This window comes from Pseudomonas sp. NBRC 111130 (assembly GCF_001320485.1).
Taxonomy (GTDB): Bacteria; Pseudomonadota; Gammaproteobacteria; order Pseudomonadales; family Pseudomonadaceae; genus Aquipseudomonas; species Aquipseudomonas vlassakiae.
Genome location: NZ_BCBG01000034.1, coordinates 1 through 22,034 on the forward strand (window position 1 = coordinate 1; position 22,034 = coordinate 22,034).

Here is a 22,034-nt window from a genome sequence, read left to right on the forward strand (position 1 = left end):
CTGGATCATTTCCGGGCGCGCGCCAGGCATTAGTCGTCTCCCACATTTCGAGCTAGGAACACTAGAATAGAGCCGACGTACCTACTCAGAATCTCGAGATGCCCGATCCCGTCCAAACCCAAGCCCTAGAGCAGTTGCCATTGGATCAACTGGTCGCCTGTCACGAGTGCGACCTACTGATGCGCAAGCCGGTGCTGCAGCATGGCGAAAAAGCCCAATGCCCGCGTTGTGGCTACGAGCTGTACGCCCATAGGCACAATGTGGTCAACCGCAGCCTGGCCTTGGTGTTGACGGCCTTGCTGTTGTTCATACCGGCCAACTTCCTGCCAATCATGCAGTTGCACCTGCTCGGCCAGACTTCGGACGATACCGTCTGGAGTGGTGTGCTGGGCCTTTACAACTCAGAGATGCGCGGCGTTGCCGTGGTGGTGTTCCTTTGTAGCATGGCTATTCCGCTGCTCAAGCTGCTGTGCCAGCTGGCCGTGTTGTTGAGCATTCGCCTCAATGTGGGGCGTGATTACGGGCTGGTGTTCTACCGCTTTTATCACCACCTGCGTGACTGGGGCATGCTTGAGGTCTATTTCATGGGCGTGCTGGTGGCAATCGTCAAACTCGTGGATCTGGCCGAACTGACCATTGGCCTTGGTCTGTTCTGCTTCATCAGTCTGTTGCTGGTCCAGGTCTGGCTCGAAGTGGTGATGTCGCCACACCAGATCTGGAGTGCGTTGTCAGGGGAGGACCTCCATGCGGGCGATTGATGCAGGCATCCTGGTCTGCAATGAATGTCATGAGCTTAACCGTCGGGATGCCGAGAGCGATTCGCAAACCTGTACACGCTGCGGTGCTGTCGTGCACGCGCGGCGCCCCAACAGCATCATCCGTACCTGGGCCCTGCTGATCACTGCCTCGATTCTATATATCCCGGCCAACTTGTTGCCGATCATGACGGTCAGCACCTTGGGGCAGGGTAGCGGCGACACCATCATGTCTGGCGTCATCACCTTGCTCAAGCACGGCATGTTGCCAATCGCCGCCGTCGTGTTCATTGCCAGCATTCTGGTGCCTACCTTCAAGCTGGTGGGCATCGGCCTGTTGTTGTATTCGGTCCAGCGCCGCCAGCCGCTGTCGGCAAGGCAACGGATCCTCATGTACCGCTTCATCGAATTCATAGGGCGCTGGTCAATGCTGGACATCTTCGTCATTGCCATTCTGGTGGCAGTGGTGAATTTCGGTCGTATTGCCAGTGTCGAAGCCAACCTGGGCGCTGTCGCCTTCGCAACTGTGGTGATCCTCACGATGCTTGCTGCTTTAACTTTCGATCCCCGACTGATCTGGGATAACACGGAGTCGGATGACGACCATGAGTGACATGCCAACGGCTAAAACCCGCCCTGCCTCGAACTGGTCGGCCATCTGGATCCTGCCGCTGATCGCGCTGATGATTGGTGGCTGGCTGGCCTGGCAGGCCTACCGCGATGCTGGCGTTGAGATCGAGGTGCGTTTCGAGACTGGCGAAGGCATCGTCGCCAACAAGACCGAGGTGATCTACAAGGGCATGTCCGTCGGCAAGGTCACGAAACTTGTGCTGGATGCGAAGGGCGAGAACCAGGGGGTAATCGCCACCATCGAAATGAACAAGGCTGCCGAGCCGCACCTGACCAAGGGCACGCGGTTCTGGCTGGTCAAGCCAAGTGTCAGCCTGGCCGGTATCTCGGGCCTGGAAACGCTGGTATCCGGCAACTACATCGCTGTCAGCCCGGGGGAAGGCGAACGGACCAAGCGCTTTACCGCACTGAAGGTCGCGCCACCGCTGTCCGACAGCGAGCCAGGCCTGCACCTGACCCTCAAGGCCGAGCGCCTGGGTTCGCTCAATCGGGACAGCCCGGTGTTCTACAAGCAGATCCAGGTTGGCCGGGTGAAAAGCTACCGCCTGTCTGACGACCAGAGCACGGTCGAGGTCAAGGTCTTCATCGAGCCGGCCTATGCCAGCCTGGTGCGCAAGCACACGCGTTTCTGGAATGCCAGCGGCATCAGTATCGACGCTGATCTGTCGGGCGTGAAAGTGCGCAGTGAGTCGCTGTCGAGCATCGTTGCCGGCGGCATCGCCTTCGCCACGCCGGAATACCGCAAGGACAGCCCGCCGACTGACCCGAGCCTGCCATTCCGCTTGTATGAAGACTTCGACGCGGCCCAGGCGGGTATCCGCGTCAAGGTGAAGCTGAGCGACTATGAAGGCCTCCAGGCCGGACGTACGCCGGTCATGTACAAGGGTATCCAGGTCGGTTCGTTGAAAACCCTGAAGATGGAAGACAACCTGTCCAGCGCCACTGCCGAGCTGACGCTCGACCCGCTGACTGAGGACTATCTGGTCGAAGGTACGCAGTTCTGGGTGGTCAAGCCGTCCATTTCCCTGGCTGGCATCACCGGCCTGGAAGCGTTGGTCAAAGGTAACTACATCGCCATCCGCCCCGGCGAGAAGGGCGCCAAGCCGCAGCGCGAATTCGAGGCCAGGGCCAAGGCGCCGCCGCTGGACCTGAAGGCCCCAGGCCTGCACCTGGTGCTGTTCGCCGATACCCTGGGTTCGCTCGAGATCGGCAGCCCGGTGATGTATCGCCAAGTCAAGGTGGGCAGCGTGCAGAGCTACCAGTTTGCCCGCAACAGCAACCGTATCCTGATTGGTGTGCACATCGAGAAGGAGTACGAAAACCTGGTCAACGGCTCCTCGCGCTTCTGGAACGTCAGCGGTATCACCCTGACGGGCGGGCTGTCTGGCATCAAGATCAAGAGTGAGTCGTTGCAGACGCTCATGGCAGGTGGTATCGCCTTTGATACGCCAACCCCCAATGTTGCGCTTAAGCGCCGTATTCCGCGCTTCCGTCTGCTGGAGAGCCAGGAGGCGGTAAACCGCACCGGCACCCTGGTGACTATTCGCGTAGATCGGGCCGATGGCCTCAAGCCAGGTACGCCGATTCGCTTCCGTGGCCTGGATGTCGGCAGTGTCGAAAGCGTGGACCTGACCAAGGACTTGCAAGCTGTTGTACTGCGGGCGCGCATCACTGAAGCGGCGGATCGCATTGCCCGGGCAGGCACGCAGTTCTGGGTGGTCAAGCCGGAACTTGGGCTGGTGCGTACCGAGAACCTCGATACCTTGATTGGCGGCCAGTACATCGAAGTGCAGCCAGCGGTGAAGGACAAGGGGCCGCAGCGTGATTTCATGGCGCTGGCCGAGGCGCCTGAAGTTGCAGGGGAGGAAGTCGGCCTGCCGTTGACCTTGAGCGCGCCGCGCCGTGGTTCGATCAAGCCGGGCGTGCCGGTCACCTATCGCGAGGTGGCGGTGGGCAAGGTCACTGGTTTCGAGCTGGGCCAGACTGCGGACCGTGTGTTGATCCACATTCTGATCGAGCCGCGCTACGCCGCCCTGGTGCGCAGTGGTAGCCGGTTCTGGAACAGCAGTGGCTTCGGTTTTGACTGGGGCTTGTTCAAGGGTGCCACGGTGCGTACCGAGTCGCTGCAGACACTCATCGATGGCGGCATTGCCTTTGCCACGCCCGAGGGCGAGCAGATGGGTAACCCGGCCCGGCCGCAGCAGACCTTCGCCTTGTTCGACCAGCCAGAGGACGCCTGGCTGCAGTGGGCGCCGAAGATCCAGATCGCGAAGTAAGCTAGCGCCAGGGGAGCGGGCAAGCCCGCTCCCGCAATGGCTGGACATGGCCTGAATCGCACGCATAAAAAAACCGGCCCTGGGGCCGGTTTTTTCGACTAGAACGTCGCTTAGGCAGCTGCAGCTTCTTTCAGTGCCTTGATGTGGCCATTCAGACGGCCTTTGTGGCGAGCAGCTTTGTTCTTGTGGATGATGCCTTTATCGGCCATACGGTCGATTACAGGCACAGCCAGAACGTAAGCGGCTTGCGCTTTTTCGGCGTCTTTTGCGTCGATGGCTTTAACTACATTCTTGATGTAGGTGCGGACCATGGAACGCAGGCTGGCGTTGTGGCTGCGACGCTTCTCAGCCTGTTTTGCACGTTTCTTGGCGGAAGGTGTGTTGGCCACCGTCGAGCTCCTCGAAAGACTTTAGGTAAATAGCAAACAAAATAGGCCGCGAATCATGCCGATGAGTCGACCGGATGTCAAGGCCACCTGCAGGGTTCCGCCGAGTGGTGCAGCAACAGGCGGGAAATGTTCCTTTCTGCCGTGCTACCTGTAAACTCGGGAATTTTTGGCTCCCCTGCGAAGGCGCGGGAGTATCGCACATTCGGACGCTGTCTGGCAGCGCCCTCTGTCCCTGGCGTGAATCTTTTCGATGAATCTGCTCAAATCCCTCGCTGCAGTCAGCTCCATCACCATGATTTCGCGGGTGCTGGGCTTCGTGCGCGACACCATCCTGGCCCGTGTCTTCGGTGCCGGTATCGCCACCGACGCCTTCTTCATCGCCTTCAAGCTGCCTAACCTGCTAAGGCGGATTTTTGCCGAAGGGGCATTCTCCCAGGCGTTCGTGCCGATTCTGGCCGAATACAAGACCCAACAGGGTGAGGAGGCGACGCGGACCTTCATCGCCTACGTCAGCGGCCTGCTGACCCTGGTGCTGGCGCTGGTCACGGCGGTCGGCATCCTCGCTGCACCCTGGGTGGTCTGGGCTACGGCCCCGGGTTTCGTCGACAGCCCCGAGAAGTACGCGCTGACCACGGACCTGTTGCGGGTGACGTTCCCTTATATATTGCTGATCTCGCTGTCGTCGCTGGCAGGTGCGATCCTCAACACCTGGAACCGCTTTTCCGTTCCGGCGTTCACCCCGACCTTGCTGAACGTGGCGATGATCATCTTTGCCGTGTTGCTCACGCCTTACTTCAACCCGCCGATCATGGCCCTGGCCTGGGGCGTGCTGGCCGGAGGCCTGGCACAGTTGCTGTACCAGCTGCCGGCGCTGAAGAAGATCGGCATGCTCGTGCTGCCGCGCCTCAACCTGCGCGATGCTGGCGTGTGGCGCGTGCTCAAGCAGATGCTGCCGGCGATCCTCGGGGTCTCGGTGAGCCAGATCTCGCTGATCATCAACACGATCTTCGCTTCCTTCCTGGTGGCCGGCTCGGTGTCATGGATGTATTACGCCGACCGCCTCATGGAACTGCCTTCGGGCGTGCTGGGCGTGGCCTTGGGCACCATCCTGCTGCCGACCCTGGCCAAGACCTACGCCAACAAGGACCGCGAGGAGTATTCGCGGATCATGGACTGGGGCCTGCGCCTGTGCTTTCTTCTGGTGCTGCCGTGCACCCTGGCCCTGGCGATCCTGGCCGAACCGCTGACCGTGGCGCTGTTCCAGTATGGCAAGTTCACCGCCACCGACGCGGCCATGACCCAGCGCGCGCTGATCGCCTATTCGGTCGGCCTGTTGGCGATCATTCTGGTCAAGGTACTGGCACCGGGCTTCTATGCGCAGCAGAATATTCGTACGCCGGTGAAGATCGCCATCTTCACCCTGGTCTGCACCCAGCTGTTCAACCTGGCACTCATCGGCCCGCTGCAGCACGCCGGCCTGGCCCTGGCGATCAGCCTGGGCGCCTGCCTGAATGCGGGCCTGCTGTTCTGGAAGCTGCGCAGCCAGCAGTTGTTCCAGCCGCAACCGGGCTGGGCGCTGTTCCTGTTCAAGCTGGTGCTGGCAGTCACCCTCATGGCAGCGGTGTTGCTGCTGGGCATGCATTACCTGCCGGCCTGGGAACAGGGCAACATGCTCGAGCGGTTCCTGCGCCTGGGCGCGCTGATCGCGGCGGGTGTGCTGACCTATTTCGGTTGCCTGTACCTGTGTGGTTTCCGGCCTCGGCATTTTGCCCGCAAGGCCCTGCATTGAGGTAGATGGCGGGTCAGACGTCGGTTTTTCACATTCAACGCCACCCCTTGGCGCTGCTGCCTGTCACCAGCGCCCGGGTGTGGTTATAATCGGCCACTTTATGAGCAAGAAGCGCGTTATGCAGCTGGTTCGAGGTCTTCACAACCTGCGCCCCGAGCACCGGGGCTGTGTCGCCACCATTGGCAACTTCGACGGGGTTCACCGCGGCCACCAGGCGATCCTGGCGCGCCTGCGCGAGCGCGGCCAGGCGCTGGGCCTGCCGACTTGCGTGGTGATCTTCGAGCCGCAGCCGCGCGAGTACTTTGCCCCGGACACCGCACCCGCCCGCCTGGCGCGCCTGCGCGACAAGGTCGAGCTGCTGGCCGACGAAGGCATCGACCGGGTGCTGTGCCTGGCGTTCAACCAGCGTCTGAGCCAGCTCAGCGCCGATGCGTTCGTCAAGGCAATCCTGGTCGACGGCCTGGGTGTGCGCCACCTCGAAGTAGGCGACGACTTCCGTTTCGGCTGTGATCGTGCCGGTGATTTCGCCTTCCTGGTCGCTGCCGGCAAGCAGTACGGGTTTACCGTCGAAGCGGCCAACACAGTGATTCAGGACGGCCTCCGGGTCAGCAGCACCGAAGTGCGCAAGGCGCTTTCTGCGGGCAACTTCGAGCTGGCCGAGCACCTGCTGGGCCGACCATACCGTATCAGCGGCCGTGTGCTGCATGGCCAGAAGCTGGCTCGCCAGCTGGGCACGCCAACCGCCAACATCCAGCTCAAACGCCGCCGCGTGCCGCTGTCCGGGGTCTACCTGGCCAGTATCGAAATCGACGGCAAGGCCTGGCCAGGTGTAGGCAACATTGGCGTGCGCCCCACGGTGGCTGGTGACGGCCGCCCGCACCTCGAGATTCATCTACTGGATTATGCCGGCGATCTCTATGGCCGGCGCCTGACGGTGGAATTCCACCACAAGCTGCGCGAAGAGCAGCGATTCGCCTCCCTGGAGGCGCTGAAGTCGGCGATCGATGCGGATATCGCCGCCGCACGTGCACATTGGCACGCTCAACCGCTAACGAAGAGCCTGAAATGACCGACTACAAAGCCACGCTAAACCTTCCGGATACCGCCTTCCCCATGAAGGCCGGCCTGCCTCAGCGCGAACCGCAGATCCTGCAGCGCTGGGACAGCATTGGCCTGTACCAGAAGCTGCGCGAAATTGGCAAGGATCGTCCAAAGTTCGTCCTGCACGACGGCCCGCCCTATGCCAACGGCAAGATTCACATCGGTCATGCGCTGAACAAGATCCTCAAGGACATGATTGTCCGCTCCAAGACCCTGTCCGGCTTCGATGCGCCGTATGTGCCGGGTTGGGACTGCCATGGCCTGCCGATCGAACACAAGGTCGAGGTCACCCACGGCAAGCACCTGACTGCCGACCGTACCCGCGAGCTGTGCCGCGAGTACGCCGCCGAGCAGATCGAAGGGCAAAAGGCCGAGTTCATCCGCCTGGGCGTGCTGGGTGACTGGGACAACCCGTACAAGACCATGAACTTCGTCAACGAGGCCGGTGAAATCCGCGCCCTGGCTGAAATGGTCAAGCAAGGCTTCGTGTTCAAGGGCCTCAAGCCTGTGAACTGGTGCTTCGACTGCGGTTCGGCCCTGGCTGAAGCCGAAGTCGAATACGCCGACAAGAAGTCCCAGACCATCGACGTGGCCTTCCCGGTCGCCGACGAGGCCAAGCTGGCTGCCGCCTTCGGCCTGGCGTCGCTGGCCAAGCCAGCCGCCATCGTGATCTGGACCACCACCCCCTGGACCATCCCGGCCAACCAGGCGCTGAACATCCACCCGGAGTTCAAGTACGCCCTGGTCGACACCGGCGAGCGCCTGCTGGTGCTGGCCGAAGAGCTGGTCGAGTCGTGCCTCAAGCGCTACAACCTGGAAGGCTCGGTGATCGCCACCGCGCAGGGCTCGGCACTGGAACTGATCAACTTCCGCCACCCGTTCTATGACCGCCTGTCGCCAGTCTACCTGGCTGACTACGTCGAGCTGGGTGCCGGCACCGGCGTGGTTCACTCCTCGCCAGCCTACGGTGAAGACGACTTCGTCACTTGCAAGCGCTACGGCATGGTCAACGACGACATCCTCACTCCGGTGCAGAGCAATGGCGTGTACGTCGAATCGCTGCCGTTCTTTGGCGGCCAGTTCATCTGGAAGGCCAACCCGGCTATCGTCGACAAGCTGAGCGAAGTCGGTGCGCTGATGCACACCGAAACCATCAGCCACAGCTACATGCACTGCTGGCGCCACAAGACTCCGCTGATCTACCGCGCCACTGCGCAGTGGTTCGTCGGCATGGACAAGCAGCCGACCACTGGCGAGCCACTGCGCGAGCGTGCACTGAAAGCCATCGAAGACACCAGGTTCGTCCCGGCCTGGGGCCAGGCGCGCCTGCACTCGATGATCGCCAACCGCCCGGACTGGTGCATTTCGCGTCAGCGCAACTGGGGCGTACCGATCCCGTTCTTCCTGCACAAGCAGACCGGCGAGCTGCACCCACGCACCGTCGAGCTGATGGAAGCGGTAGCCAAGCGCGTCGAGCAAGAGGGCATCGAAGCCTGGTTCAAGCTCGATGCCGCCGAACTGCTGGGTGACGAAGCCGGCCAGTACGACAAGATCTCCGATACCCTGGACGTCTGGTTCGACTCCGGTACCACCCACTGGCACGTGCTGCGTGGTTCCCATGACATCGGCCACGCCACCGGCCCGCGCGCCGATCTGTACCTGGAAGGTTCCGACCAGCATCGCGGCTGGTTCCACTCGTCGTTGCTGACCGGTTGCGCCATCGACGGCCACGCGCCGTATCGCGAGCTGCTGACCCACGGTTTCACCGTGGACGAAAGCGGCCGCAAGATGTCCAAGTCGCTGGGCAACACCATCGAACCGGAGAAGGTCAACAACACCCTGGGTGCTGACATCCTGCGCCTGTGGGTTTCGGCGACCGACTACTCGGGCGAGATGGCGGTTTCCGAGCAGATCCTTCAGCGCAGCGCCGATGCCTACCGCCGTATCCGCAACACCGCGCGCTTCCTGCTCTCCAACCTGTCTGGCTTCGACCCGGCCCGTGACCTGCTGAAGCCGGAAGAAATGATCGCCCTGGACCGCTGGGCGGTGGACCGCACCCAGCTGCTGCAGCGCGAGCTGGAAGAGCACTACGGCGAATACCGCTTCTGGAACGTCTATTCGAAGATCCACAACTTCTGCGTACAGGAGCTGGGCGGCTTCTACCTCGACATCATCAAGGACCGCCAATACACCACCGGCGCCAACAGTGTCGCCCGCCGTTCCTGCCAGACCGCGCTGTTCCACATCAGCGAGGCACTGGTGCGCTGGATCGCGCCGATCCTGGCGTTCACCGCCGATGAAATCTGGCAGTACCTGCCGGGCGAGCGCAACGAGTCGGTGATGCTCAATGGCTGGTACCAGGGCCTGAGCGAGCTGCCGGTAGGCACCGAGCTGGACCGCGCTTACTGGGACCGAGTGATGGCTGTCAAGGCCGCGGTCAACAAGGAGCTGGAAAACCAGCGTACCGCCAAGGTCATCGGCGGCAACCTGCAGGCCGAAGTCACCCTGTTCGCCGAGGAAGGCCTGAGCGCCGACCTGAGCAAGCTGGGCGACGAACTGCGCTTCGTGCTGATCACTTCCGCCGCCAGCGTAGTGCCGTTCGCCCAGGCGCCGGCCGAAGCCGTGGCCACCGAAGTCGAAGGCCTCAAGCTGCAGGTGGTCAAGTCCGGTCACGTCAAGTGCGGCCGTTGCTGGCACTTCCGCGCCGACGTCGGCAGCCACCCGGAACACCCGGAAATCTGTGGCCGTTGCGTCGACAACCTGACCGGCTCGGGTGAGGTGCGCCACTATGCCTAACCCTGCAGCAGGGCGCTTCGGGCGCCTTGCATGGCTGTGGCTGAGCTTGCTGGTCCTGGTCCTCGACCAGGCCACAAAGCTGTACTTCAACAACGCCCTGACCATGTACCAGCAGATCGTCGTCATCCCGGACTACTTCAGCTGGACCCTGGCCTACAACACCGGTGCCGCCTTCAGCTTCCTCGCCGATGGCGCTGGCTGGCAGCGCTGGCTGTTCGCCCTGATCGCCGTGGTGGTCAGTGCGGTGCTGGTGGTATGGCTCAAGCGCCTGGGGCGCGGCGAGACCTGGCTGGCGGTGGCGCTGGCATTGGTGCTGGGCGGTGCGATCGGCAACCTGTACGACCGCATCGTGCTCGGCCATGTGGTCGACTTCATCCTGGTGCACTGGCAGAACCGCCATTACTTCCCGGCCTTCAACCTGGCCGATAGCGCCATCACCGTTGGTGCGGTGATGCTGGCGCTGGATATGTTCAAGAGCAAGAAGTCCGAGGATCCGGTCCATGACTGACACCCGTATCGGCCAGAACACCGAAGTCACCCTGCACTTCGCGCTGCACCTGGAAAACGGCGACACCGTCGACAGCACGTTCGATAAGGCGCCGGCCACCTTCAAGGTCGGCGACGGCAACCTGCTGCCGGGCTTCGAGAGCGCCCTGTTCGGCTTCAAGGCCGGCGACAAGCGCACGGTGGTGGTGGCCCCGGAGAACGCCTTCGGCCAGCCCAACCCGCAGAACGTGCAAGTCATGCAGCGGTCCCAGTTCGAGGGCATGGAGTTGTCCGAAGGGCTGCTGATCATCTTCAACGATGCCGCCAACACCGAGCTGCCGGGTGTGGTCAAAGCGTTCGATGACAATCAGGTGACCATCGACTTCAATCACCCACTGGCCGGCAAGACCTTGACCTTCGAGGTGGAGATCCTCGAGGTCAAGGCCCTGTAAGCCTGGAGCCGAGCATGCAAATCAAACTCGCCAACCCGCGCGGCTTCTGCGCGGGGGTCGACCGGGCGATCGAAATCGTCAACCGTGCGCTGGAAGTCTTCGGCCCGCCGATCTATGTGCGTCACGAAGTGGTGCATAACAAGTTCGTGGTAGAAGACCTGCGCAATCGTGGGGCCATCTTCGTTGAAGAGCTGGACCAGGTGCCGGATGACGTCATCGTCATCTTCAGCGCCCACGGCGTGTCCCAGGCCGTCCGCCAGGAAGCCGCCGGCCGTGGCCTGAAGGTGTTCGACGCGACCTGCCCGCTGGTTACCAAGGTGCACATCGAAGTGGCCAAGTACAGCCGCGATGGTCGTGAGTGCATTCTCATCGGCCACGAGGGGCACCCGGAAGTCGAAGGCACCATGGGGCAATACGATGCCAGCAACGGCGGCGCCATCTACCTCGTCGAAGACGAAGACGATGTTGCCCAGCTGCAGGTGAGAGACCCGGACCACCTGGCCTTCGTTACCCAGACCACGCTGTCGATGGACGACACCAGCCGCGTCATCGATGCCCTGCGAGCACGCTTCCCGAACATCGGCGGCCCGCGCAAGGACGACATCTGCTACGCCACGCAAAACCGCCAGGATGCCGTCAAGCAGCTGGCCAGCGAAAGTGATGTGCTGCTGGTGGTTGGCAGCCCCAACAGCTCCAACTCCAACCGCCTGCGCGAGCTGGCCGAGCGTATGGGCACCCCGGCATACCTGATTGATGGCGCTGAGGACATGCAGCGTGCCTGGTTTGAAAAGGCGCAACGGGTGGGCATCACTGCCGGTGCTTCGGCCCCCGAAGTGTTGGTGCAGGGCGTGATCGAACAGCTCAAGGCCTGGGGCGCTACCGGCGCCGAAGAGCTGGATGGGCGGCCGGAGAACATCACGTTCTCCATGCCCAAGGAGCTGCGTGTTCGCTCGCTGATCTGAGTCAGCGGCCTGCGCACAAGGGGTTTGCTACCTCGACTGTGCGCAGGTCGACTCTGCCTTCGCTGGATATCACTACCTGGTACTTGTTGCTCGCCGGGGAACTCTCACACACTTCCAGCGTGGCGCCCAATTGCCCCACTGGCATTCCCAGCGCACTGAATTTCACCTGTCCCTTGGTGTTTTCGATGATCCGCATCGAACGTGGCAGCCGGTGTTCGCGTAGCGTTTGTTGATTGTGCTCCAACTGCACAATCCAGCCTTTGCCCCAATCATTTTCCAACGATCGCACAATCACAGGCTGGCTTTGCAGCAAGGCGTGGCTGCGCGCGCTGCGCAGCGCCTGGGCCAGGTCTCGCGCTGCCGCAGCTCTGTGTAGGTCATTGCTCAGCCTGGCGTAGGCCGGCATGCCGAGTTGCGTCAGCAAGGCGGCCATGGCCAGTGCAAACATTGTTTGAATCAGTGTTACACCACGTTGCCTCACCGTGCATTCCTCCCTGGAAGTGCTTGGCTATAGCTTCACGGTCGTTGGACATGAGGTCCAGTCGAGCAAGTTCAAGGCAATTGCAGGAGAAGTCGCAGGAGGTGAAGGGATGCACAACAAACAGTGGGGAATGACGCTGATCGAGGTGTTGCTCGCGGTGCTTGTGGTGGCCGTTGGCATGTTCGCCGCGGCAGGTTTGCAACTGAAAGCATTGCAGGCTACGGACAGTGCTCGCCGTGATGCGCAGGCGGTGCTGGCGCAGTACAGCGAACAAGAGCGAAGCCCCCGATGAGGTGCCGGCAAAGCGGTTTCGGTTTGCTCGAAGTGACGCTGGCCCTGGCAATCGGGCTGATGGTGGTCGTGGCGGCCGGTCAGCTGTTGGTTTCCGCCCACCAGAGCTGGCGCCTGCAGGGGGCAGCGCTTCGCTTGCAGGATGATGCCCGCCTGGCGTTGCTGCGCATGGCTCAGGATATCCGCATGGCCGGAATGTTCGGCTGCTTGCGGCTAGAACCGGCCGATTTTCAGGACCCGGCTGCGCGGCAAGTCTTCAACCAACCCGTGGAAGTCGGCCCAGCCAGCCTTGGCTTGGTCGTCGCGGAACCCTCAGGGCATGCCGGCTTGCCGGACTGGACGATACTCACCGACTGTATCGAGAAGGTGAGCGTACACAGCAAGCGCCCCGAGAACCCATTGAAGCTCATGGCGATCCCGGTCAGTCACCATCGCTACCTGCTGGATGGCAGCACCTTGAAGCTAAAACGTCACAACAGAAATCCACAGCCCATGGTCGATCATGTGCGTGAGTGGCGGATAGAGCGAGTCGAGTCTTCGGAAGGGCAACGTATAGACATGCAACTGACGTTGTATGAGCCGACCTTGATGCTCGAGCAGCGCCATGAACTGAGCGTGGCACTGCGCAACCCGGTGCCCATGCCATGAACCGCCAACGTGGCATGGTGTTGCTGCTGGCGCTGGTGCTCAGCCTTCTTCTGGGCTTGCTCGCGGCTTCAGCCCTGCGCGATGCGCTGATCGAAACGCGCCTGACCGGTGCCATGCGCGACGGCCTGCTGGCATTCGCGCAGGCGCAAGCCATGTTGCAGGCCGGCGTTGAACAACTGCAGCAGGCGCAACCATTGTCATGCAAGGGCTGCCCGCCACCACCCCGTCCCCATGACCTGCACGGTCAGTGGCAGCGTGGCAAAGACGGCTATTTCCAGTTGCAGAACCTGGGGACAACAACCCGCGCCGCCCACATGCCCAACGGCGAACGGGTCACCTTGTACCGAGTAACAGCCGTCAGCCAGCAATTGGCAGCCCGTCAGGTGCTGGAAGCCGTCTACGCCATACCGATCGCTCAACCACAGGCCCCGCAGCGGATCCTCTGGCGGCAGAGACTGAGGCAAGACTGACATGCAGCAAGGTATGAGCCTGATCGAGTTGTTGATTGTCCTGGCCGTGACCGGCATTCTGGCAGCCATTGCCTACCCCAGTTACAGCGACCAGCTCAGGCGAGCCGCACGCAGCGAAGTGGTTGGCCTGCTGCATGACGCCGCCTTGCGCCTGGAGCGCCACCGCGTGCGCACCGGGCGGTACGCCGAGGGTGACCCGCAATTGCCCGCTGGCAACCGTCATTACCGCCTGCAGGCCCAGCGCGACAGCGACACCTTCACGCTGACCGCCCGCCGGCTGCCCGATGGCCCGATGGCCGATGATCGCTGTGGCGACTTCCAGCTCGACCAGGCCGGCGTGCAGAGCAATCCGGGTGCAGCGGTTAGCGGTGAACACTGCTGGGGAAGCTGAAGGTTGAATGGTGCCCAGGCATCGCGGAATTACTTCAGGTGTTGGATCTACAGATGAGCAAGCAAGTAGTGGTGGTCGGCGGCGGGGTGATCGGCCTGCTGACCGCGTTCAACCTGGCGGCGAAGGTAGGCCAGGTGGTGTTGTGTGATCAGGGCGAGGTGGGCCGCGAGTCGTCCTGGGCCGGCGGCGGTATCGTCTCGCCGTTGTACCCCTGGCGCTACAGCCCGGCGGTGACCGCCCTGGCGCATTGGTCGCAGGATTTCTATCCACAGTTGGGCGAACGCCTGTTCGCCAGCACCTGTCTCGACCCCGAGGTGCACACCACCGGGCTGTACTGGCTCGACCTGGACGACGAAGCCGAGGCGCTGGCATGGGCCGAGCGCGAACGGCGGCCACTTAGTGCTGTGGATATTTCCGCTGCCTATGATGCGGTGCCGGTGCTTGGCCCGGGCTTCAAGCACGCCATCTTCATGGCCGGTGTGGCCAACGTGCGCAATCCTCGTTTGGTGAAGTCGCTCAAGGCGGCATTACTGGCACTGCCTAACGTGACCCTGCGCGAGCACTGTCAGGTCAGCGGCTTCATTCATGAGAACGGACGCATGACTGGCGTACAGACCGCTGACGGTGTGCTCAGGGCAGATGAAGTGGTGCTTAGCGCAGGCGCCTGGAGCGGTGATCTTTTGGGCACGTTGGGGCTCAAGCTGCCGGTCGAGCCGGTGAAGGGCCAGATGATCCTGTTCAAGTGCGCCGAAGACTTCCTGCCGAGCATGGTGCTGGCCAAAGGGCGCTATGCGATCCCGCGTCGTGATGGGCACATCCTGGTGGGCAGTACGCTGGAACATGCCGGATACGACAAGACACCGACCGAGGACGCGCTGGCAAGCCTGAAGGCTTCGGCTATCGAACTGCTGCCAGCGCTCGAGGATGCCACGGTGGTGGGGCATTGGGCTGGACTACGGCCGGGGTCGCCGGAAGGCATTCCCTACATCGGCCCGGTGCCGGGGCATGACGGTCTGTGGCTGAACTGCGGGCATTACCGCAACGGGTTGGTGCTGGCGCCGGCTTCGTGTCAGTTGTTCACCGACCTGTTGACCGGGGCCGAGCCGATCATCGATCCGGCGCCGTATGCGCCAGAGGGGCGTTTGGGCTGAGATTGCCGGGCCCGCTTTGCGGGCCTTTCGCGACACAAGGCCGCTCCTACAGGGATTGCGGTCTCTGGTAGGAGCGGCCTTGTGTCGCGATAGGGCTGCAAAGCAGCCCCAATTTCACCAAGCTAACAGATCACCGCGATTGACCAGGCCCCTGCTGCAAGTGCGCCTGGCTGCAATACCAGTCATTCCCCTGCTGCAGCGCCCGATCGTCGGGCAGGTGCACGCCGCAGTGGGCGCAGCGCACCATCTTCAATGGTGCATCGAGCTTGGGCTCGGAGTGCGACTGCTGGCTGACTTTGAACTTGCGCCACAGCCAGAACGCGGCGGCGATCAGGGCGATCCAGAAGAGTAGGCGAACCATGGTGTCCAGCTTGTTGGTTGGAGAAGCCGACAGTCTAGGACGCGGGCATAAAAAAAGGGAGGCCTCGAGCCTCCCTTTCTCATGTCACGTGGATCAGTCGAACAGACCAAAGGTCATGTAGCTGAACCACGAGCGGTCTTTCTCGGCTTCCTTCGGGCCGGCTGGCACGATCGGGTCGCCGTTCTCGTCCTTTGGCAGCAGTTCTTGCGGCATCTCGTCGCGCGCGTCCTGGAACTGCTTGACCACGTCCTGGTTGGCGCGGGTTTCACCCGGCGGCAGCGGGGTGTCGGTCTCGATCAGGCCCAGGGTGGCCTTGGACAGCCAGCCGCGGCCGTCAGACTCGGTCTGCTTGGGCTGGAACTGGCCATCGACCAGGCTCGGATGGTCGGGGTAGTTGAGCTTGAGGGTTTCCAGGCTGGTGGCAGCCAGGTCGTCCAGGTGCATCTTCTGGTACGACTCGACCATGATCGCCAGGCCGTCGCCGACCGATGGCGTTTCCTGGAAGTTCTCGACCACGTAGCGGCCACGGTTGGCGGCGGCCACGTAAGCCTGGCGGCCCAGGTAGTAGTCGGCCACGTGGATTTCGTAGGAAGCCAGCAGGTTGCGCAGGTAGATCATGCGCTGCTTGGCGTCCGGCGAGTAGCGGCTGTTGGGGAAGCGGCTGGTCAGCTGGGCGAACTCGTTGTACGAGTCGCGGGCGGCACCCGGGTCACGCTTGGTCATGTCCAGAGGCAGGAAGCGCGCCAGCAGGCCGCGGTCCTGGTCGAACGAGGTCAGGCCCTTGAGGTAGTAGGCGTAGTCGACGTTCGGGTGCTGCGGGTGCAGGCGGATGAAGCGCTCGGCGGCCGATTTGGCAGCCTCAGGCTCGGAGTTCTTGTAGTTGGCGTAGATCAGCTCGAGCTGCGCCTGGTCGGCGTAGCGGCCGAACGGATAGCGCGACTCCAACGCCTTGAGCTTGTTCACGGCGCTGGTATAGCTGGAGTTGTCCAGGTCAGCCTGAGCCTGTTGATAGAGCTCGGCCTCACTGAGGTTCTCGTCAATGACTTCCTTATTGGAGGAACAGGCCGCGGTGAGCCCGAGGATGGCGATCAGCAGCAGGTGTTTCACTTGCATGGCGGCTTGCGTCCCTTTGACGGCCGCTGTCTTGGGCGGTGCCGTCCTGTTATGATGAGCGCCCCGGCCAACCCCGGGACAAAAGAAGCCGTATTTAACCACAAGCTCGCAGCCGAAACCAAAGGCTGTGCGCCCGCCGAATCGAGCATGTCCGAGATCATTCAACTTAGCGCAGAGGTCCCGTCCGAACTGGGCGGCCAACGCCTCGACCAGGTCGCCGCCCAATTGTTCGCCGAGTATTCGCGTTCGCGGCTTACTTCGTGGATCAAAGAAGGCCGCCTGACGGTCGATGGCGCCGTCGTGCGCCCTCGGGACCCGGTCCACGGTGGTTCGCAACTTATCCTGGAGGCCGAGCAAGAGGCCCAGGGTGAGTGGATCGCAGAAGATATCGAACTCGATATCGTCTACGAAGACGACCATATCATGGTGATCAACAAGCCTGCCGGGCTGGTCGTGCACCCGGCTGCCGGGCATGCCAGTGGTACCTTGCTCAACGCGCTGCTGCACCATGTGCCGGACATCGTCAACGTGCCGCGCGCCGGTATCGTTCACCGCCTGGATAAAGACACCACGGGTCTGATGGTGGTAGCCAAGACTTTGCAGGCGCAGACCAAGCTGGTCGAACAGATGCAAGCGCGTAAAGTCAGCCGCATCTACGAGTGCATCGTGATTGGTGTAGTGACCGCTGGCGGCAAGATCGATGCGCCCATCGGTCGCCACGGCGGCATGCGCCAGCGCATGGCGGTAACCGACGGCGGCAAGCCGGCGGTCAGCCACTATCGTGTGCTCAAGCGCTTCCGCTCGCACACCCACGTACGCGTGAAGCTGGAAACCGGCCGTACCCACCAGATTCGCGTGCACATGGCCCATGTCGGTTTTCCGCTGGTCGGTGACCAGACCTACGGCGGGCGCTTCCGCATTCCGCCAGCTGCCAGCCCAACCATGGTCGAGGCGGTGAAGACCTTCCCGCGTCAGGCCCTGCATGCGCGTTTCCTCGCGCTGGCCCACCCGATTACCGGTGAAATCATGAAGTGGGAGTCGCCGCTGCCAGACGACTTCGTCTGGTTGCTGTCGCTGCTCAACCAGGACCGCGAGAGCTTTATCGGATGAGCGGCCTGACGCAGTCGCTGTTGTTTCCCGACTGGCCAGCCCCGGCCTCGGTTCGTGCCTGCGTCACTACCCGCGAGGGCGGCATCAGCCTGCCGCCCTACGAATCCTTCAATCTCGGCGATCACGTGGGCGATGACCCGGTCGCGGTTGCCGAGAACCGTCGTCGCCTGAGTGACACTTTCGCTATCCAGCCAGCGTGGCTCAAGCAGGTGCATGGCCAAGGGGTGGCGGATGCCGATCCGGCCGTGGTGGCCGAAGCGGATGCCAGCTGGACTGACCAGCCAGGTATCGCCTGCACCGTGATGACGGCCGATTGCCTGCCGGCGCTGTTCTGTGATCGCGCCGGTACTCGCGTGGCGGCAGCCCATGCTGGCTGGCGCGGGTTGGCGGGCGGCGTGCTTGAGGCGACCCTCGATCGCCTGGCCGTGGCACCTGAAGAGGTGCTGGTGTGGCTTGGGCCGGCCATCGGCCCCAAGGCTTTCGAAGTGGGGCTGGAGGTGCGTGATGCATTTACCGCCGTGCATCCAGAAGCGGCCAGAGCCTTCGTCGATGGCGAACGGCCGGGCAAGTTGCTGGCCGACATCTATGAGCTGGCGCGCATTCGCCTGGCGGCGCGTGGGGTGACGGCTGTTTATGGCGGTGGCTACTGCACGGTCAGTGATGGGCGCTTCTTCTCCTACCGACGTACCCCGCAGGGCGGGCGCTTCGCCTCGCTGGTCTGGCTGGCTCCGCGCTAGCCTGTACTGGCCTCTTTGCGGGCAAGCCCGTTCCCACAGGGAACTCACCGGCCTTGAAAGCGGTGCTTTACTGGTGGGTGGGCGTGCCCGCGAATGCCCCAGCGCTAATCCATCAGTTTGACGCCGGTCAACCCCGCTAAGCTTGAATCCTCCAGAATCACCCTTATCTATTAAGGCATCTCAGGCAGGTTTCTTCATAAACAGGCGCTGTCCATCGCTCCGACCTGCCCTTTAAAGGAAGGTACCCCATGCGAATAGACCGTTTGACCAGCAAGCTCCAGCTTGCAATATCCGATGCCCAGTCCCTGGCCGTTGGCATGGACCACCCTGCCATCGAGCCCGTGCACCTGTTGCAGGCGCTGCTCGAGCAGCAGGGGGGCTCGATCAAGCCGCTGCTGATGCAGGTCGGCTTCGACATCAACCACCTGCGCCAGGCATTGGTGAAAGAACTCGACCAGTTGCCGAAAATCCAGAATCCTACTGGCGATGTGAACATGTCGCAGGACCTGGCGCGCCTGCTCAACCAGGCTGATCGCCTGGCCCAGCAGAAGGGCGACCAGTTCATTTCCAGCGAACTGGTACTGCTCGCCGCCATGGACGAGAACAGCAAGCTCGGCAAGCTGCTGCTCAGCCAAGGCGTGAGCAAGAAGGCTCTGGAAAACGCCATCAACAACCTTCGCGGCGGTGCGGCGGTGAATGACGCCAACGCCGAGGAGTCACGCCAGGCCCTGGACAAGTACACCGTCGACCTGACCAAGCGCGCCGAAGAAGGCAAGCTTGACCCGGTGATTGGCCGTGACGATGAAATTCGCCGCACCGTGCAGGTGCTGCAGCGGCGAACCAAGAACAACCCGGTGCTGATCGGTGAGCCTGGCGTGGGCAAGACCGCCATCGCCGAAGGCCTGGCCCAGCGCATCATCAATGGTGAAGTGCCCGATGGACTGAAAGGCAAACGCCTGCTGGCGCTGGACATGGGCGCGCTGATCGCCGGTGCCAAATACCGTGGTGAGTTCGAAGAGCGCCTCAAAGGCCTGCTCAACGAGCTGTCCAAGCAGGAAGGCCAGATCATCCTGTTCATCGACGAACTGCACACCATGGTCGGCGCCGGTAAAGGCGAGGGCGCCATGGACGCTGGCAACATGCTCAAGCCGGCCCTGGCCCGTGGCGAACTGCACTGCGTTGGCGCCACCACGCTCAACGAATATCGCCAGTTCATCGAGAAGGACGCGGCGCTGGAGCGGCGTTTCCAGAAGGTGCTGGTGGAAGAGCCGAGCGAGGAAGATACCATCGCCATCCTGCGTGGCCTGAAAGAGCGTTATGAAGTGCACCACAAGGTGGCCATCACCGATGGCGCGATCATCGCTGCGGCCAAGCTCAGCCACCGCTACATCACCGACCGCCAGCTGCCAGACAAGGCAATCGACCTGATCGACGAAGCGGCCAGCCGCATCCGTATGGAAATCGACTCCAAGCCGGAAGTGCTCGACCGCCTCGACCGTCGCCTGATCCAGCTGAAGGTGGAGTCCCAGGCGCTGAAGAAGGAAGAAGACGACGCGGCCAAGAAGCGCCTTGAGAAGCTGACCGAGGAAATCGAGCGGCTGGAGCGGGAGTATTCCGACCTGGAGGAGATCTGGGCGTCGGAGAAAGCCGAGGTTCAGGGCTCGGCGCAGATCCAGCAAAAGATCGAGCAGGCCCGTCAGGAACTGGAAACCGCCCGTCGTAAAGGCGACCTGAGCCGCATGGCCGAGCTGCAATACGGGGTGATCCCCGACCTGGAGCGCAGCCTGCAGATGGTCGACCAGCACGGCAAGACCGAGAACCAGTTGCTGCGCAACAAGGTCACCGAGGAAGAAATTGCCGAAGTGGTGTCCAAGTGGACCGGCATCCCGGTGGCGAAGATGCTCGAAGGCGAGCGCGAGAAGCTGCTGAAGATGGAAGAGCTGTTGCACCAGCGGGTGATCGGCCAGGGCGAGGCGGTGACCGCGGTTGCCAACGCCGTGCGCCGTTCGCGTGCCGGGCTGTCCGACCCGAACCGACCCAGTGGTTCGTTCATGTTCCTCGGCCCGACCGGTGTGGGCAAGACCGAACTGTGCAAGGCGCTGGCCGAGTTCCTGTTCGACACCGAAGAGGCCATGGTGCGCATCGACATGTCCGAGTTCATGGAGAAACACTCCGTGGCTCGCCTGATCGGCGCTCCGCCAGGCTATGTCGGTTATGAAGAGGGCGGTTACCTGACTGAGGCCGTGCGCCGCAAGCCGTATTCGGTGGTGCTGCTGGATGAGGTGGAAAAGGCGCACCCGGATGTGTTCAACGTGTTGCTGCAAGTGCTGGAAGACGGCCGCCTGACTGACAGCCATGGCCGCACGGTGGACTTCCGCAACACGGTGATCGTGATGACCTCCAACCTGGGCTCGGCACAGATTCAGGAGCTGGTGGGGGACCGTGAGGCGCAGCGTGCGGCGGTGATGGACGCGGTGGGTTCGCACTTCCGTCCGGAGTTCATCAACCGGATCGACGAAGTGGTGGTGTTCGAGCCACTGGGCCGCGAGCAGATCGCCGGTATCACCGAGATCCAGCTTGGCCGCCTGCGCAGCCGACTGCTCGAACGCGAGCTGTCGCTGAGCCTGAGCCCGGAGGCCCTGGACAAGCTGATCGCCGTGGGGTACGACCCAGTGTATGGCGCACGGCCGCTGAAGCGGGCAATCCAGCGCTGGATCGAAAACCCGTTGGCGCAGTTGATCCTGGCTGGCAAGTTCCTCCCGGGTACGGCGATTACCGCGAAGGTGGAAGGCGACGAAATCGTCTTTGCCTGATTGCTGTCTTGCACAAGCCCCGCTTCGGCGGGGCTTTTTTTGCCCATTTACCTGTGCCGGCCTCTTCGCGGGCTTGCCTGCACACACAGGTATTGCACAGGTCTCAGGGCTTGTGGTGACCCTGTGGGAGCGGGCGAGCCCGCGAAGGGGCCGACTCAGGCCCAGCAAATCCGGGGGTTTTCCAGTTTTCGGGGTAACCTGCTGAAATTTTTGAAATTTCTGCTTGCATCAAGAATCGAGTGCCCCTAATATACGCCGCGTTGTCAGGCACTAAGCGAATCACCAGCAACATCGGTGACCGCAAAACAACTTACAAATCAGTAAGTTGAATGAAAAAAAGTGGTTGACAAGCAAAACGAAGAATGTAGAATAGCCGACCTCAGCAGCGACAACGCGAAAGCGAAGTAGCTAAAGGGTTCGAAGCTAACACAGACTTCGAAGCTGTAAAGATGTACCGAAGTTCAGTTCCGCGATAGCTCAGTCGGTAGAGCAAATGACTGTTAATCATTGGGTCCCTGGTTCGAGTCCAGGTCGCGGAGCCAATCTCGGGGTGTAGCGCAGTCCGGTAGCGCGCCTGCTTTGGGAGCAGGATGTCAGGAGTTCGAATCCCCTCACCCCGACCATTTTCCGGGTCGTTAGCTCAGTTGGTAGAGCAGTTGGCTTTTAACCAATTGGTCGTAGGTTCGAATCCTACACGACCCACCATGTAAAAATGGGCATCTCGATTGAGGTGCCCTTTTTTTTAGCAAGACCTCGGGGTGTAGCGCAGTCCGGTAGCGCGCCTGCTTTGGGAGCAGGATGTCAGGAGTTCGAATCCCCTCACCCCGACCAT

Annotated in this window: 21 protein-coding genes and 4 tRNA genes; 21 read left to right on the forward strand and 4 right to left on the reverse strand. The window is 62.1% G+C overall.

What is annotated here, in order from left to right:
* Positions 1 to 98 precede the first annotated feature (98 nt).
* From APH33_RS16060 to APH33_RS16070, 3 genes are read left to right on the forward strand one after another with little or no spacing between them, the layout of a single operon-like run.
* Entirely contained in the window at positions 99 to 758 is a 660-nt protein-coding gene (locus APH33_RS16060; protein ID WP_054886095.1) for a paraquat-inducible protein A, read from the forward strand.
* The gene (locus APH33_RS16065; protein WP_054886096.1) at positions 745 to 1,368 is read left to right on the forward strand and encodes a paraquat-inducible protein A; all 624 of its coding nucleotides are present in this window, start codon (positions 745 to 747) and stop codon (positions 1,366 to 1,368) included. Before APH33_RS16060 ends, APH33_RS16065 begins: the two co-directional genes overlap by 14 nt.
* A complete protein-coding gene (locus tag APH33_RS16070) occupies positions 1,361 to 3,661 on the forward strand; it encodes a PqiB family protein (protein ID WP_054886097.1) in 2,301 nt (766 codons plus the stop codon). Before APH33_RS16065 ends, APH33_RS16070 begins: the two co-directional genes overlap by 8 nt.
* Before the next feature lie 110 nt (positions 3,662 to 3,771).
* Here APH33_RS16070 and rpsT read toward each other — a convergent pair whose 3' ends face one another.
* Positions 3,772 to 4,050 carry a 30S ribosomal protein S20 gene (gene rpsT / locus APH33_RS16075; RefSeq protein ID WP_003247625.1) on the reverse strand — a complete coding sequence of 93 codons (279 nt, stop codon included), beginning with the start codon at positions 4,048 to 4,050 and terminating at the stop codon, positions 3,772 to 3,774.
* A gap of 250 nt (positions 4,051 to 4,300) precedes the next feature.
* Here rpsT and murJ point away from each other — a divergent pair, with 250 nt between their 5' ends.
* The 6 genes from murJ to ispH all read left to right on the forward strand — a co-directional run bounded on the left by murJ (position 4,301) and on the right by ispH (position 11,636).
* Positions 4,301 to 5,839 (forward strand): murein biosynthesis integral membrane protein MurJ, encoded by a 1,539-nt coding sequence (gene murJ / locus APH33_RS16080; protein WP_054886098.1) that lies wholly within the window; start codon positions 4,301 to 4,303, stop codon positions 5,837 to 5,839.
* A gap of 118 nt (positions 5,840 to 5,957) precedes the next feature.
* Positions 5,958 to 6,908: a bifunctional riboflavin kinase/FAD synthetase gene (ribF, locus tag APH33_RS16085; RefSeq protein WP_054886099.1), complete on the forward strand. Its 951-nt coding sequence runs from the start codon at positions 5,958 to 5,960 to the stop codon at positions 6,906 to 6,908.
* Positions 6,905 to 9,736, forward strand: coding sequence for an isoleucine--tRNA ligase (gene ileS / locus APH33_RS16090; RefSeq protein ID WP_054886100.1), 2,832 nt, complete (start codon positions 6,905 to 6,907; stop codon positions 9,734 to 9,736). The genes ribF and ileS overlap by 4 nt, the downstream gene beginning before the upstream one ends.
* Positions 9,729 to 10,244, forward strand: coding sequence for a signal peptidase II (gene lspA, locus APH33_RS16095; RefSeq protein WP_054886101.1), 516 nt, complete (start codon positions 9,729 to 9,731; stop codon positions 10,242 to 10,244). The genes ileS and lspA overlap by 8 nt, the downstream gene beginning before the upstream one ends.
* A complete protein-coding gene (gene fkpB, locus APH33_RS16100) occupies positions 10,237 to 10,674 on the forward strand; it encodes an FKBP-type peptidyl-prolyl cis-trans isomerase (protein ID WP_054886102.1) in 438 nt (145 codons plus the stop codon). The genes lspA and fkpB overlap by 8 nt, the downstream gene beginning before the upstream one ends.
* 14 nt (positions 10,675 to 10,688) lie before the next feature.
* Entirely contained in the window at positions 10,689 to 11,636 is a 948-nt protein-coding gene (gene ispH / locus APH33_RS16105) for a 4-hydroxy-3-methylbut-2-enyl diphosphate reductase (protein WP_054886103.1), read from the forward strand.
* Between the two features lies 1 nt (position 11,637).
* Here the strand turns inward: ispH and APH33_RS16110 are convergent, their stop codons facing one another.
* Positions 11,638 to 12,117 (reverse strand): GspH/FimT family protein, encoded by a 480-nt coding sequence (locus APH33_RS16110; RefSeq protein WP_054886104.1) that lies wholly within the window; start codon positions 12,115 to 12,117, stop codon positions 11,638 to 11,640.
* 109 nt (positions 12,118 to 12,226) lie between these two features.
* On the opposite strand from APH33_RS16110, the gene APH33_RS16115 reads away from it, so the two are divergent.
* The 5 genes from APH33_RS16115 to thiO are packed head-to-tail and all read left to right on the forward strand — an operon-like array spanning position 12,227 to position 15,068.
* A complete protein-coding gene (locus tag APH33_RS16115) occupies positions 12,227 to 12,409 on the forward strand; it encodes a prepilin-type N-terminal cleavage/methylation domain-containing protein (protein WP_054886105.1) in 183 nt (60 codons plus the stop codon).
* Positions 12,406 to 13,056 carry a PilW family protein gene (locus APH33_RS16120; protein WP_054886106.1) on the forward strand — a complete coding sequence of 217 codons (651 nt, stop codon included), beginning with the start codon at positions 12,406 to 12,408 and terminating at the stop codon, positions 13,054 to 13,056. The genes APH33_RS16115 and APH33_RS16120 overlap by 4 nt, the downstream gene beginning before the upstream one ends.
* Positions 13,053 to 13,526: a hypothetical protein gene (locus APH33_RS16125; RefSeq protein WP_054886107.1), complete on the forward strand. Its 474-nt coding sequence runs from the start codon at positions 13,053 to 13,055 to the stop codon at positions 13,524 to 13,526. The genes APH33_RS16120 and APH33_RS16125 overlap by 4 nt, the downstream gene beginning before the upstream one ends.
* A gap of 1 nt (position 13,527) precedes the next feature.
* A complete protein-coding gene (locus APH33_RS16130; protein ID WP_054886108.1) occupies positions 13,528 to 13,917 on the forward strand; it encodes a type IV pilin protein in 390 nt (129 codons plus the stop codon).
* A gap of 53 nt (positions 13,918 to 13,970) precedes the next feature.
* Positions 13,971 to 15,068, forward strand: a complete 1,098-nt coding sequence (gene thiO / locus APH33_RS16135; RefSeq protein ID WP_054886109.1) for a glycine oxidase ThiO — start codon at positions 13,971 to 13,973, stop codon at positions 15,066 to 15,068.
* Positions 15,069 to 15,198: 130 nt separating this feature from the next.
* On the opposite strand, the gene APH33_RS16140 is transcribed toward thiO, so the two are convergent.
* Both APH33_RS16140 and APH33_RS16145 read right to left on the reverse strand, forming a co-directional pair.
* Positions 15,199 to 15,429 (reverse strand): PP0621 family protein, encoded by a 231-nt coding sequence (locus APH33_RS16140; protein WP_054886110.1) that lies wholly within the window; start codon positions 15,427 to 15,429, stop codon positions 15,199 to 15,201.
* 93 nt (positions 15,430 to 15,522) lie between these two features.
* The gene (locus APH33_RS16145) at positions 15,523 to 16,542 is read right to left on the reverse strand and encodes an outer membrane protein assembly factor BamD (RefSeq protein WP_054886111.1); all 1,020 of its coding nucleotides are present in this window, start codon (positions 16,540 to 16,542) and stop codon (positions 15,523 to 15,525) included.
* A 147-nt stretch (positions 16,543 to 16,689) separates the two neighbouring features.
* On the opposite strand from APH33_RS16145, the gene rluD reads away from it, so the two are divergent.
* From rluD to APH33_RS16180, 7 genes are all read left to right on the forward strand, one after another.
* Entirely contained in the window at positions 16,690 to 17,652 is a 963-nt protein-coding gene (gene rluD / locus APH33_RS16150; protein WP_027918228.1) for a 23S rRNA pseudouridine(1911/1915/1917) synthase RluD, read from the forward strand.
* Entirely contained in the window at positions 17,649 to 18,389 is a 741-nt protein-coding gene (pgeF, locus tag APH33_RS16155) for a peptidoglycan editing factor PgeF (protein WP_054886112.1), read from the forward strand. Before rluD ends, pgeF begins: the two co-directional genes overlap by 4 nt.
* 248 nt (positions 18,390 to 18,637) lie before the next feature.
* Entirely contained in the window at positions 18,638 to 21,202 is a 2,565-nt protein-coding gene (clpB, locus tag APH33_RS16160) for an ATP-dependent chaperone ClpB (protein ID WP_054886113.1), read from the forward strand.
* Positions 21,203 to 21,668: 466 nt separating this feature from the next.
* A tRNA-Asn gene (locus APH33_RS16165) sits at positions 21,669 to 21,744 on the forward strand.
* 4 nt (positions 21,745 to 21,748) lie between these two features.
* Positions 21,749 to 21,825, forward strand: a tRNA-Pro gene (locus APH33_RS16170).
* Positions 21,826 to 21,831: 6 nt separating this feature from the next.
* Positions 21,832 to 21,907, forward strand: a tRNA-Lys gene (locus APH33_RS16175).
* Positions 21,908 to 21,956: 49 nt separating this feature from the next.
* Positions 21,957 to 22,033, forward strand: a tRNA-Pro gene (locus APH33_RS16180).
* Position 22,034: the final 1 nt, after the last annotated feature.